Origin of the sequence: Lactococcus sp. AK05 (assembly GCF_041026685.1) — a bacterium.
GTDB classification, from domain to species: domain Bacteria; phylum Bacillota; class Bacilli; order Lactobacillales; family Streptococcaceae; genus Lactococcus; species Lactococcus lactis.
This window is the reverse complement of record NZ_JBFTEI010000006.1, coordinates 45,611-57,530: the sequence shown is the minus strand read 5'-3', so window position 1 is coordinate 57,530 and position 11,920 is coordinate 45,611. Positions and strand designations below refer to the sequence as shown.

The following is an 11,920-nucleotide window of genomic DNA, read 5'->3' as shown; positions in this document are numbered from 1 at the left end:
AATTAAAAATGAACGATGATATGCAAATTTTAGGTTGGGACGATGAAGTAGAAGAAGGAAGCCCCTTTGTCCTCTTGCCAGAAGGTAATTATCCTTTCACAATTACAGGACTTGAAAAAGGTATTTATGAGAAGCCAGCGAACCGTGAAAGTAAAATTCCAGCTAACTGCCCTAAAGCGACAGTAACATTGGAATTCTCAACACCTACGGGTGAAAAATCAACACTGACAGAAAACTTCTATCTTTATAAGAAAATGCAATGGAAAATCAATCAATTCTTTACATCAATTGGTGCTCCTAAAAATCCAGAAGGTAAGGTAAAAATGAACTGGGGCACTGTATTAGGTGCTAAAGGTGCAGCAAGTCTTGTTGTTAATGACTATACTGACCGTTCTGGGAATCCAGCTCAAAACAATAGAATCAAAGATTTTCTTGAACCAACTCAACAAACTGCTGCACCAGGGTATCAAGCACCACAACAAAGCTATCAACAACCACCTGCTCAAACTCAACCACCTCAACAAAATGTAACGCCATTCCCACAACAAACTGCTGCACCTCAAAATGGCGCTGGCTATAACTTTTAAGAGGGGGATAGAAAATGCTTGCAGAAAAAAATCTAACAGGTAAATTTAAATTTGAGTTTTCAGAAGCTGTAAAAAGCTTCTCTCAATGGTTGGTAAGTATCGGTCAAGACTTCTCTTACAAAGAGAAAGACTATACTATCACAGCAAAATTTGAATGTGATGAAGATTATTATAATGCTGAGGCGAAAGCACTTGAATTAGAAGATAAAGCAAACCCTCAAATGAGCTTTGATTTAGAGGAGGATAATAATGGAACTCCGTCCGTATCAGAATGAAGCGAATGATCGAATCCAAGAAGAATGGGCGAGTGGTGTCAAGAAGACACTGCTCGTTCTTCCTACCGGATTGGGTAAAACCGTGACATTCTCAGATTTAACAAAACAATTAGTAAGCAAAGGTGAGCGGGTTTTAATTATGGCCCACCGTGGCGAATTACTTGACCAAGCTGCAGATAAACTTTTCAAAGTAACAGGATTGAAAGCTGCAGTTGAAAAAGCCGACCAGACTGCAAAAAATTCATTTTATAGCGTGACAGTCGGAAGTGTTCAAACCTTGATGCGTGAAAAACGGCTACAAGATTTCCCGCAAGATTATTATGACACTATCATTGTTGATGAAGCACATCACATTTTGGCCAGTAGTTATCAGAAAGTCCTTGAATATTTTAGTGAAGCTAAAGTTTTAGGAGTAACCGCAACTGCTGACAGAACAGACAAGAAAAATCTGGGTGAATTCTTTGAGTCGCTTGCTTATGAATATACCTTGCCTGATGCAATAAAAAATAAATACTTGTCACCAATGAAGGCAATGACTATCCCATTAAAAATTGATTTATCTGGCGTTTCAATGTCAGCCGGAGACTTTAAAGCAAGTGAAGTTGGAAGTGCATTAGACCCTTACCTTTATCAAATAGCAGATGAAATGGTCAAGAATTGCTCAAACAGAAAAACAGTTGTCTTTTTACCGCTTGTAGCAACTTCTAAAAAGTTTCGAGATATTCTCAATGAAAAAGGTTTTAAAGCTGCCGAAGTCAATGGAGATTCCAAGGACCGTGCGGAGATTTTAGAAGACTTCGACAACGGGAAATATAACGTACTTTGCAACTCAATGTTACTGACAGAAGGTTGGGACTCACCAGAAGTCGATTGTGTCATTATGCTAAGACCAACGAAATCACGTCCGCTTTATGTTCAATGTATTGGCCGTGGCTTGCGTTTGGCAGAAGGCAAAGAAGATTGTTTAATTTTGGATTTCCTTTGGCACACAGAACGTCATGAGCTAGTTCATCCAGCACACTTGATTGCTAAAGATGATGAAATTGCCAAAAAGATGACCGAAAAAATGGCTGAGATTGAAGAAGATGATCAGTTACAACTCTTTGATTTAGAAGAAGTCGCAAAGGAAGCTGAGAGTGAAGTGGTTCAAGACCGAGAAAACTCACTGGCAGAAAAATTGGCAACGATGAAAAAACGGAAACGAAAACTTGTGGACCCTCTACAGTTTGAACTTTCTATTCAATCAGAAGACCTAATAAACTATGCCCCATCTTTTGGTTGGGAAATGGCACCAGCTTCTGATAAACAAATTGCAGCACTTGAAAAATTCGGTATCTTTCCAGAAGAAATTGAAAACTCTGGGAAAGCTAAAGTATTACTTGATAAATTAAATAAACGGAAAATGTCAGGGTTGACTACACCTAAACAAATTAGATTCTTAGAGAGTCGTGGTTTCCAGCATGTTGGAACTTGGGAATTTAATAAAGCACGAGGTCTAATTGACCGTATTGCTGGGAATGGTTGGAGAATTCCAGTTGACATTAATCCGAAGGAATATAAAGGAGTTTAAGCTTGGAAGAAAAATTTGATTTAGTGCCACTCCTTGAATATATCTCACCATCATCACTTGATTATCTGGACTGGGTATCAGTTGGAATGGCTTTGAAATTCGAGGGCTATACCTTTGATGTATGGGACAGTTGGTCACAATCTGATAGTAGATATAATGCACGAGAAATGGAATCAAAGTGGGGTTCACTTGGCCATAATGGAGCTACACCAGTAACTGGTGCATTTATCACTATGAAAGCAAAAGAAAATGGTTGGTCTTCAAATTCTTATAAAGGGAATGATGGGAACGAGTTCTTAGGCTGGGATGATGAAGTGAGCTCAGCACGAGATTATAAGTTTATTGATAAATCTTGGGTTGAAGGTCAAGAAATCAGAGAGCCTGATGATAATTGGAAACCTGTAGAACAGCTTAAAACTTATATTCAAACGCTTTTCAAAAATGATGATTACATTGGTTATGTCATGAAATCTTGGCTGCGTGATGACGGGAAATATTCTGTCAGTGGCGCAGGTAACTATACTAGAACCGCAGAAGAATTACTCAATGAACTAGAAAAGTATAAAGATGAAAAAGACCTGAGTTATATTGTAGGAGATTCTGACCCTCTTGGTGGCGCTTGGATTCGTTTCAATCCTCTTGATGGTAAAGGGGTTAAAAATGAAAATGTTACTGAGTTCAAATACGCTCTAGTTGAATCGGATAATTTAGGACTTGAAAAGCAAAATGCAATCATGCGTGAATTAGAATTGCCAATTGCTGCACTTGTTTATTCTGGTGGGAAATCAGTTCATGCCATTGTAAAAGTCGATGCGAAAGACAAAAACGAATACCGTGAGCGGGTTGAATACCTTTATAAAATTTGTAATAAAAATGGCCTTGAAGTTGATGGCCAAAATAAAAATCCGTCACGTTTATCTCGAATGCCTGGTGTAATTCGTGGAGAGAATAAGCAATTTCTTATTGATACAAATATTGGTAAAGCGAATTGGGAAGAGTGGCAAACCTACATTGAGGATTTGAATGATGACTTGCCGGAGTTTGAAAGTCTTGCAGATATGTTTGAAGAAGACCCGCAACTTGCCCCAGTTTTGATTGATGGAGTTTTGCGCAGAGGTCATAAAATGCTTATCGCTGGACCATCAAAAGCCGGAAAATCATTTGCTTTGATGGAAATGTGTATTGCGATTGCAGAGGGGATTCCTTGGTTTGGGTTTAATTGTGAACGTGGAAAAGTACTCTATATTAATATGGAGCTTGACCGCCCCTCAGCTTATAAGCGATTCAAAGATATTTACCAAGGAATGAATGTCCCACCAAATCATCTAAAAAATATTAGTATTTGGAACATGCGTGGTCATTCTATTCCAATGGATAAACTGACACCGAAACTGATCAGACGTGCTCAAAAAGAAAAATTTGATGCAGTGATTATTGACCCAATCTATAAAGTACTGACAGGTTCTGAAAATGATGCGGAACAAATGGCCAAGTTTACAAATAACTTTGACAAAGTAGCTGCAGAACTTGGGACATCTGTTATTTATTGTCACCACCACTCAAAAGGAGCACAGGGCGGTAAATCTTCTATGGACCGAAGCTCTGGTTCTGGAGTATTTGCCCGAGACCCTGACGCAATTCTTGACTTAATTGAGCTTGAAGTTACTGACAGCTTGAGAAAACAACAAGATGCCAGGGCTGTAGCCAATTTCTATGCAGCCAAAATCAGAGATGAGAGACCAGAATATCTTAATGAAATTGGTCAGGATGATTTTCTGTCAGCTCCTGAAATGCGAAAACATTTGGCTTTGGCATTTGGGGATGAACGTGCTAGAGAAATTGCGGGATTTGAATTGGAACAAGTCCAACGAGTTGTGAAGTTGATGACTGCTTGGCGACTTGAAGGCACACTTCGAGAGTTTCCAAAGTTTGAACCAGTCAATCTTTGGTTTAATTATCCGCTGCATTATTCTGATGATTCTGGAGTTCTGAAAGACCTTGAACCAGTTGGAAGTGAGCCAGCATTTAAACGTGGTGCAAAAAAAGGAAGTGAGAAAAATGCTTCTGAGGATAAGAAAAAAGAACGTTTAGAAGCACGTAAAGATAAAATCAATCTCGCATTTGATTTCCTAATTGGTGACAGAGAAGGCATCCCGATTGGAGAATTAGCAAAAGGAATTGAAGGGCAGCCATCTAGTGATACTGTAAAACGTTGGTTACAAGAGTTTCCTAACGATTACATAAAAGACAAAAACGGTATCGTTACAAAGGTGCTCAAAGCCTTAGATGATTCAGGAAATGAGCAGAGGGGGTCAGGTACTCAAAGCCCTGAAAGTGATTAGGTAAAAAGGTGCTCAAAGCCTGTTCGATTTTAGGAATTGCGCACCAAGCAAAAAAGGTGCTCAAAGCCCTCTATGTAAACATAAACAAGTGTATGCAGGGGTGGAATTTATTCATCCACCCCGTGCACACCTCAAGTATATGTTTCCTGAAAAAGAAAAAAAGATAGAGGTTGAATGTTACAGAAAAAATGAGGTGACTAGTGAAAGTAAAATATGTTGAATTTGTAAATGAAAAAATTGGAACAATAAATCACAGAATTAATTTTATTCTTGAAAAAATAAAAAAACAGTTTGAGATTGTTTCTGTACAACAGAATCTAGCAATTTCAGAATCTGGGGTAGTAAAGATAACTTCATTCACTATCCTATATAAGGATAAATCAGATGGACTATGAAAAATTTTTCAACGATGTTAAGAATTGGATTTTAGAGTGCAACTCACAGGCGATAAAATTAGGATTCGGAAATGATGATTTTTGGAACTGGGTTGTAAATTCACTTGGAGAGTTGAGCACAAAATATAATTCACAACCGCTGGTCATGAAACAGACGAACATGTTACTTGACTGGCTAGAAGATACCTGGGAAGAGGTGAAAAATGAAATATAAACTAAAAGGACATCATTGGGTTACCCAAAAGGGTTGCATGGTTTTCGCAGAACCTCAACGTGTAGCGGTTTATACACTAGATAATTTCGATTCTATTGAAGAAGCTAAGGCAGAATGGATAAAAGACCCTTGGATTGAAGATGGCAGTATCTGTGTTTTGGCTACAGAAATTATTGAGGTGGTTGAGTGAATAAAAAATTTGAGACTGCAGACGAGTTGATAGCTTTTGTTATCGATAAAGACTTGAAACGTGGATTCTACCAAAAAGGAAAAAGAATCCAGTGGCTAGTTGGATTTGATATGCTGGGATTTATGCAAGTGACAACTCCAGCACAAGTCAAAAAGTCACGGAGTGGTTTTAATTGCAATGTGACTAATTGGAATGTTTTGCTAGAAGAAAATTTTCAAAAGTTGGATTGGTTTTTGTCAGCAGAATATATCGGAACGGACTTGGAGGAAGATTGATGGCCCACAAATACGGAGCTAAAAAAGTAACGGTTGATGGCATCACTTTTGATAGTAAGGCTGAATCAATCTATTATCAGTTGCATAAGCATGAGCCGAACATGAAAATGCAAGAAAAATTTGTCTTACAAGATAAGTTCAGGCTTAATGGGAAAGCTTATCGGGAAATTTACTACAAGCCAGATTTTACTTTCTATGATGATGCTGGTAACTTGGTTAAAATCGTAGATGTAAAAGGGGTTTTAACTACTGAATTTAAAATTAAAGCAAAGATGTTTGCCAATCGGTATGGAATACAAATCACGATTGCTAAAAAAGTTGCTCGAAAAGATGAATTTACAGAAAAGGTGATTTGATGAAAATTTCCCCTGGAATTAAACGAAAACAGGCACTCAAATCCCAAACTAAAGCTCCAGATTTTGAATGTGTACTTCCATCAGCTTTGGCAGCGATTAGACTAGCGGTTGATGATTCTGTTGAAATTAATGAAGTTTACATCTCATTAAAAAGTGAAGGAGCACTATTGAGTTACAGTTATAAAGATTTGGAGGAAATAGAATGACATTAATTGATGAAATTAAATCATCTCAAAAAGAATCTCATGAAAAATGGTTTGAGAGATGGTATGGAAAAACTGATTTAGAAAATACTATCAGAAGGTCAGCCCAAAAAGGATACACAGGTTATAGAATTCAAGTAAGTAAACAGAATGATAGTTATTTAAGATTGAGGCTAGGCAATGAAGAAACTATTTCTCTTTTAAAAGAAAAACTTGGTGAAGGTTTTACTATAACACTCAAAGAAATTCACGGGGAGAATATCTTAGGAATTAAGACTTATGAATCATTCATTCAGATATTATGGGGGTAGATATTGAAAGTAAGCACAGAATATGGATATTTAATCAAAGCATTGAGAGAATATCCGTTTGAATCACAAGTAAAACGGAGATGCGAAGAAATTCAATATCCAGTAAGTAATAGTGGACTAGACCCGAATTGGTGGATAACTCCTCAAAATTTGGTTCGTGATCCAAAAGTTTTAAGTGATATCATTAAGCTAGAATGTGATCCAACATTAATTAAATATAGGCGGCAGTTTAAAGCAATTCAAGAAATGATTGCTGAAACAGATCCAGGGCATTGGAAAATAATCAAGGCTGTTTATATTCACAATGAATTAACTGTTGAAGGTGCATTGATGCGTTTTGGCTTTGGTAAAAAAACTCAAGCGTATAAAAATATCATTCGTCCATTTTTTGAAAAATTGGAATATAAGATTGATGAAATTGCTGCAGAAGAACGCATCGAAATAAATTTTGCGGAAAAGTGACCGTTTTTGCTAAAAAATAGCGAACAAGTGACCGAAAAAATGAGTTAAAATAGTATTGTGAACGAGTGAATGATGATACGACTCGATAACTCCTTTTAGATTTTACCTGTCAGAAATGGCAGGTTTTTTTATACAAATTTTACAGAAAGCGAGGTACAAAGATGTGACAAAAGGTAACATATACAAGCCAACTACAGCTGAAAAAAAATTACTTGAAGTGCTTATAAATCCAGAAAATGCAGGGAAAACTGTTACAGATATTTGTAACCTTGCGAATGTAAGCCGTCGTAAGTATTATGAAGCGATGGGGAAAGAGGAGTTCTCAAACCTCGTCAATGAAACCACAATGGGCTTGGTCACAGCTAAAGCGGGTAGTGTTTTAAATGCTGCTTATAAGTACGCTATGAAAGAAAAAGGATTCCAGGACCGCAAAATGATTTTAACGATAGCTGGAATTTACGTCGATAAAAGTCAAACGGAGCTGTCAGGTTCAGTTGATATAAACGAACGTAGCAAAGAGATACAAGAACGAATAAAAGGACGGATGAAGGATGGAGAATGATTTTGATTTTTTCATGGACCTAGTTCTTAATCATCCTGTTCAGTTTGGAATAGAAAGTGGATTTGAAGACTTAGAAGAAATTCATAACGAATGGATCAAGTCTTTTTTATTTTCTGAGGAAGACGAAACACTTCTGGCTCATCGTGGGTCATATAAAACGACTTGTCTTTCAATTGCAATTGCGATTCTATTAGTCATGTTTCCAAATCAAACCATCATCTTCATGCGTAAAACAGACACGGATGTTATGGAAATTGTCTTGCAGGTTCAGAAGTTATTACAGTCAGACATCTTTCAAGCTTTTTCAGAAGCTTTGTGGGGAAAGTCAGTTATCTTATTGAAAGCAACAACGACTGAGATTGATACTAATCTAAAAGAAAGTAATAAGGGGACTTCTCAACTTCTTGCTTTGGGGATTGGTGCCAGCATTACTGGTAAGCATGCGGATATTGTTATCACTGATGACATTGTCAATCTGAAAGACCGTGTGAGCCGTGCAGAACGTGAGCGGACTAAAACCCAGTACCAGGAATTGCAGAACGTAAAAAATCGTGGTGGCCGTTTCATTAATACTGGAACTCCTTGGCACAAGGAAGATGCGATTTCTAAGATGCCAAATGTCAGAAGATACGACTGTTACGAAACAGGATTAATTAGTAAAGAACAGCTAGAGCATTTGAGACAAGCCATGATTCCCAGCTTATTTGCTGCCAACTACGAACTGAAACATATTGCTGATAAAGATGCCATGTTTAGCGCTCCAACCTATATTGCCGACGTTGGCAAAATGGCCAATGGAACAGCACACATTGATGCGGCTTACGGTGGGAGTGACTCGACCGTTTACACTGCTAAAAAAGATAATGTGATGTTTGGCAAGAAATGGGACAAGCACGTTGATGATTGCTTGAATGAGATTGAACTTATCCACAAGGAATTGAAGCTTGGGACAATCCATGTTGAAAACAATGGGGATAAAGGTTATCTTGCTAAAGAAATTAAAAAACGTGGCATTCCAGTCAAAGAATATCACGAATCACAAAATAAATTTATTAAGATTGCTACCTATTTGAGAGCGGAGTGGTCCAACATTCAATGGCTTGATACTACTGACCCAGATTATATGGCTCAGGTATTGGATTATACAGAGAATGCCGAACACGATGATGCGCCAGATAGTGCAGCAAGTTTAATTAGACAAACTAAAAGTAAAGGAGGTTGGTTAGTATAATGGCAACTAATGTACTACTAAGCAAAGACCCAACAATTATTGCTTCCGGAATTAAAAATGCGATTCAGGCAGATTTAAAAGACAATAAAAAGAAAATTGCTCAACAAGGTGTAGATTACTATAACTACAAACATGATATTTTAGACAATCGAATTTTTTATATTGATGATGATAACAATCTAAGAGAAGACAAGTACGCTACAAATATCAAAATACCCAATGCTTTCTTAAATGAATTGATTGACCAGAAAGTCCAATACCTTTTATCAAATCCAGTTGAAATCGAATGTGATGATGACCAGCTGGCTAAGTACCTTGAAGATTATTATAACGAAGACTTTCAATTGTTCCTTAATGACTTGCTGACAAACGGAAGTCAGAAAGGTTTTGAATATGTTTATCCTCGGACTACTCCTGATGATGTCATTGTCTTTCAAGTTTTAGACGGTTTAAAAATTATTCCTATTTATGATGATTTGAATGTCGTTCAAAAAGTCCTTCGTTACTATTCAAATGACATCGTCAAAGACGGTAAAGTAAAAACAATTAAGACTGCTGAACTATATGATGATAAAGAAGTCATGACCTTTGAAGCTTCTGAAAAAGATAATTATGAATACATCGGTTCACAGCCTCATATTCTTGGAACTAATGGAGAGGAGATTGGAGGCCGTTCTTACGATACTATTCCACTCTATCGTTACCAGAACAACCAACAGGAACGAACAGATTTAGAACCTATCAAAGCGCTTATTGATGACTATGACTTGATGAATTCTTATCTATCAAACAACTTACAGTCTTTCTCTGATGCCATTTATGTGGTTAGAGGATTTGAAGGTGACTCTTTAGATAAACTCCAAATGAACCTCCGGAATAAAAAGGTTGTAGGTGTTGGAGATGATGGTGGAATTGATGTAAAAGTTGTCAATATTCCAGTTGAAGGTCGTAAGACTAAGATGGAGATTGATAGTGAAAATATCTACCGTTTCGGCTTTGGGTTTGATAGCTCACAAGTCGGTGATGGCAATGTGACGAACGTTGTTATTAAGTCACGATACACAAGACTAGACATGAAAGCCAATAAGACAGAGGTTCGGTTGAGAGCTTTCTTGAAATGGTCGCTTGATTTAGTCATTGCGGATATTAATCGAAAAAATAACACATCCTACAACAGCAATCAAGTTGAGTTTGTCATTACTCGTGAAATGCTAGTCAATGAAAACGATCTTGCTAATAATGAAAAGGTTGAAGCTGATACAAAATCAGTTGAAGTCCAAACACTTCTTGCAGCAGCTCCATTATTGCCGGATGATGAAGTTGTTCAAATGATTTGTGATATTTATGACTTGGATTATGACGAAATCCAACAACAATTAAGTGTTAAAGGATATACAGAACAACCAAGTGCTTCTGATACTCAAGAAGTGGCTGAGGCGGCTCAAGATGCTGCTGGAGTTAAGACACTAAATGGAGCGCAAACTCAATCTCTAATTTCAATAATCACGCAATATCAAACTAATGTTCTTACACGGAATCAAGCTATTCAGATGATTATTGTTGCTATTGGAGTTAGTGAAGAACAGGCTAATAAATTACTTGGTGATGATAATGTTAATAACACTGTAGCTGGAGTGGTAAGTTGAGGTGATTCATGAATATTGAAAGTCCAGTAGATGAAAAAAAGCTCCACAAGTTCTATGAAAACATTTCTAAATCTGTGAATCAGAAAATTGAGGATTGGCTAGAGCATTACGGTGATCTATCTTTTAGCAAACGGATAGAGTTTGAAAGATTGCTAAATGTCAGTAATGAAATTCGTCAAATACTTGGAGAGCCTAGCATTAATATTGCTGAAACGATTAAGAGTCATGTTTTAACAGAAGGAGCAAACGGGTATAATTCTGTTTATTACTCTCTTGAAACTGGCTATAATCTTGATTTGAACTTTCATAGCTTAGACAATAAGTTTTTAACTGAGCTGATGAACAGTCCAGTAGCTGGTTCTACTTTGTCAAAGCGACTCTATAAATACAGAAATGAATTGGCTTCAAAGATTAGTGATGCTATTGCTAGAGGAATGTCTTTTGGTTATGGTTATGACAGAATGGCATTGGAAATATCAACAATTACAGAAGCTAACTATCGGCAAGCTTTGAGAATTGCTCGTACAGAAGGCGGTCGTGTTCGTTCTATAACCACTCAAAAAGGTTATGAGGAAGTCAAAGAAAAAGGTGTTGATTTAAAGAAACAATGGATGGCAACTAACGATGGTAGAACTCGTACAGACCACTCATTACTCAATGGTCAGATTCAAGAAGTTGATGAAGACTTTAAAATTGGTTCATATAAAGCACAAGGGCCTCGGATGTTTGGAATTGCTGAAGAAGATATTAATTGCAGATGTACAACGGTCACTGTCGTTAATGGAATTGCGCCTAAGTTGAATCGAGAGGGTGAGAATTTTTATCAAAAGAAATATGATGATTGGTTAAAAAATAAAAACTAAGCGTTTGTCATTGACAGGCGCTTTTCTTATGCTCAAAGGAGGGCAGAAAATGGAAAATATTAAAAAGAAAATGACCAAAGTTGATGAAGATTTTACGATCGAAGTTACGAATAATGATGGAAATATCACAATAGATGTCAATACAAACGTACAAGTTGAATTAAAGGTTGCTGCGGAAAATTGGGCTTTATCGTTTTTCCGAGGAGAAAAGGGATATGAAGATGAAAAAATATTTATTCAAGCTCTAGCTTCTGCAACTGAAATTTATAAGACTTCTCAACAAGCTAACCTATCAGGGGCATTGCTTAATTATGAAGATAAATAACTTTTAAACCCTTGGGATTCCACGGGTTTTTCTTATGCCCTGAACATGGCATAAAACTGTTCAAATTCGACTAGACACGTCGTAAAAAGTGCAAGCATCGTGAGAGCGAACTC

Annotated in this window: 17 protein-coding genes; all 17 read left to right on the top strand. The window is 37.1% G+C overall.

Going from position 1 to position 11,920, the window contains the following annotated elements; genetic code table 11:
* Nucleotides 1–8 precede the first annotated feature (8 nt).
* Nucleotides 9–587: a hypothetical protein gene (locus AB6B24_RS10500; protein ID WP_369164644.1), complete on the top strand. Its 579-nt coding sequence runs from the start codon at nt 9–11 to the stop codon at nt 585–587.
* Between the two features lie 14 nt (nt 588–601).
* Entirely contained in the window at nt 602–862 is a 261-nt protein-coding gene (locus AB6B24_RS10495) for a hypothetical protein (protein ID WP_046781502.1), read from the top strand.
* Nucleotides 837–2,432, top strand: coding sequence for a DEAD/DEAH box helicase (locus tag AB6B24_RS10490; RefSeq protein ID WP_058224531.1), 1,596 nt, complete (start codon nt 837–839; stop codon nt 2,430–2,432). Before AB6B24_RS10495 ends, AB6B24_RS10490 begins: the two co-directional genes overlap by 26 nt.
* Before the next feature lie 2 nt (nt 2,433–2,434).
* Entirely contained in the window at nt 2,435–4,774 is a 2,340-nt protein-coding gene (locus AB6B24_RS10485; protein WP_369164641.1) for an AAA family ATPase, read from the top strand.
* A 200-nt stretch (nt 4,775–4,974) separates the two neighbouring features.
* On the top strand, nt 4,975–5,169 hold the full coding sequence (locus AB6B24_RS10480) for a hypothetical protein (RefSeq protein ID WP_195935770.1): 195 nt from the start codon (nt 4,975–4,977) through the stop codon (nt 5,167–5,169).
* Nucleotides 5,159–5,383 (top strand): hypothetical protein, encoded by a 225-nt coding sequence (locus AB6B24_RS10475; protein ID WP_260313316.1) that lies wholly within the window; start codon nt 5,159–5,161, stop codon nt 5,381–5,383. Before AB6B24_RS10480 ends, AB6B24_RS10475 begins: the two co-directional genes overlap by 11 nt.
* A 37-nt stretch (nt 5,384–5,420) precedes the next feature.
* Entirely contained in the window at nt 5,421–5,573 is a 153-nt protein-coding gene (locus AB6B24_RS10470; RefSeq protein WP_369164640.1) for a hypothetical protein, read from the top strand.
* Nucleotides 5,570–5,848 carry a hypothetical protein gene (locus AB6B24_RS10465; protein ID WP_369164638.1) on the top strand — a complete coding sequence of 93 codons (279 nt, stop codon included), beginning with the start codon at nt 5,570–5,572 and terminating at the stop codon, nt 5,846–5,848. The genes AB6B24_RS10470 and AB6B24_RS10465 overlap by 4 nt, the downstream gene beginning before the upstream one ends.
* On the top strand, nt 5,848–6,204 hold the full coding sequence (locus tag AB6B24_RS10460; RefSeq protein ID WP_369164637.1) for a DUF1064 domain-containing protein: 357 nt from the start codon (nt 5,848–5,850) through the stop codon (nt 6,202–6,204). Before AB6B24_RS10465 ends, AB6B24_RS10460 begins: the two co-directional genes overlap by 1 nt.
* Nucleotides 6,204–6,410: a hypothetical protein gene (locus AB6B24_RS10455; RefSeq protein ID WP_369164635.1), complete on the top strand. Its 207-nt coding sequence runs from the start codon at nt 6,204–6,206 to the stop codon at nt 6,408–6,410. The genes AB6B24_RS10460 and AB6B24_RS10455 overlap by 1 nt, the downstream gene beginning before the upstream one ends.
* Nucleotides 6,407–6,718: a hypothetical protein gene (locus tag AB6B24_RS10450; RefSeq protein ID WP_369164633.1), complete on the top strand. Its 312-nt coding sequence runs from the start codon at nt 6,407–6,409 to the stop codon at nt 6,716–6,718. Before AB6B24_RS10455 ends, AB6B24_RS10450 begins: the two co-directional genes overlap by 4 nt.
* A gap of 3 nt (nt 6,719–6,721) precedes the next feature.
* On the top strand, nt 6,722–7,180 hold the full coding sequence (locus tag AB6B24_RS10445; RefSeq protein WP_081144348.1) for a hypothetical protein: 459 nt from the start codon (nt 6,722–6,724) through the stop codon (nt 7,178–7,180).
* A gap of 163 nt (nt 7,181–7,343) precedes the next feature.
* Nucleotides 7,344–7,742, top strand: a complete 399-nt coding sequence (locus AB6B24_RS10440) for a hypothetical protein (RefSeq protein WP_369164631.1) — start codon at nt 7,344–7,346, stop codon at nt 7,740–7,742.
* Complete coding sequence (locus AB6B24_RS10435; RefSeq protein ID WP_369164629.1) at nt 7,732–8,973, top strand: hypothetical protein; 1,242 nt, start codon at nt 7,732–7,734, stop codon at nt 8,971–8,973. Before AB6B24_RS10440 ends, AB6B24_RS10435 begins: the two co-directional genes overlap by 11 nt.
* Nucleotides 8,973–10,619, top strand: coding sequence for a phage portal protein (locus AB6B24_RS10430; RefSeq protein WP_369164627.1), 1,647 nt, complete (start codon nt 8,973–8,975; stop codon nt 10,617–10,619). Before AB6B24_RS10435 ends, AB6B24_RS10430 begins: the two co-directional genes overlap by 1 nt.
* 8 nt (nt 10,620–10,627) lie before the next feature.
* A complete protein-coding gene (locus AB6B24_RS10425; protein ID WP_369164625.1) occupies nt 10,628–11,482 on the top strand; it encodes a phage minor head protein in 855 nt (284 codons plus the stop codon).
* Between the two features lie 49 nt (nt 11,483–11,531).
* Nucleotides 11,532–11,807, top strand: coding sequence for a hypothetical protein (locus AB6B24_RS10420; protein WP_369164623.1), 276 nt, complete (start codon nt 11,532–11,534; stop codon nt 11,805–11,807).
* Nucleotides 11,808–11,920: the final 113 nt, after the last annotated feature.

What these genes read in the sequence shown, in the direction of transcription:
- AB6B24_RS10500 (WP_369164644.1), top strand. Translation starts at nt 9, where the DNA reads ATGAACGATGATATGCAAATTTTAGGTTGGGACGATGAAGTAGAAGAA.
- AB6B24_RS10450 (WP_369164633.1), top strand. Translation starts at nt 6,407, where the DNA reads ATGACATTAATTGATGAAATTAAATCATCTCAAAAAGAATCTCATGAA.
- AB6B24_RS10490 (WP_058224531.1), top strand. Translation starts at nt 837, where the DNA reads ATGGAACTCCGTCCGTATCAGAATGAAGCGAATGATCGAATCCAAGAA.
- AB6B24_RS10430 (WP_369164627.1), top strand. Translation starts at nt 8,973, where the DNA reads ATGGCAACTAATGTACTACTAAGCAAAGACCCAACAATTATTGCTTCC.
- AB6B24_RS10475 (WP_260313316.1), top strand. Translation starts at nt 5,159, where the DNA reads ATGGACTATGAAAAATTTTTCAACGATGTTAAGAATTGGATTTTAGAG.
- AB6B24_RS10425 (WP_369164625.1), top strand. Translation starts at nt 10,628, where the DNA reads ATGAATATTGAAAGTCCAGTAGATGAAAAAAAGCTCCACAAGTTCTAT.
- AB6B24_RS10435 (WP_369164629.1), top strand. Translation starts at nt 7,732, where the DNA reads ATGGAGAATGATTTTGATTTTTTCATGGACCTAGTTCTTAATCATCCT.
- AB6B24_RS10420 (WP_369164623.1), top strand. Translation starts at nt 11,532, where the DNA reads ATGGAAAATATTAAAAAGAAAATGACCAAAGTTGATGAAGATTTTACG.
- AB6B24_RS10495 (WP_046781502.1), top strand. Translation starts at nt 602, where the DNA reads ATGCTTGCAGAAAAAAATCTAACAGGTAAATTTAAATTTGAGTTTTCA.
- AB6B24_RS10455 (WP_369164635.1), top strand. Translation starts at nt 6,204, where the DNA reads ATGAAAATTTCCCCTGGAATTAAACGAAAACAGGCACTCAAATCCCAA.
- AB6B24_RS10460 (WP_369164637.1), top strand. Translation starts at nt 5,848, where the DNA reads ATGGCCCACAAATACGGAGCTAAAAAAGTAACGGTTGATGGCATCACT.
- AB6B24_RS10470 (WP_369164640.1), top strand. Translation starts at nt 5,421, where the DNA reads ATGGTTTTCGCAGAACCTCAACGTGTAGCGGTTTATACACTAGATAAT.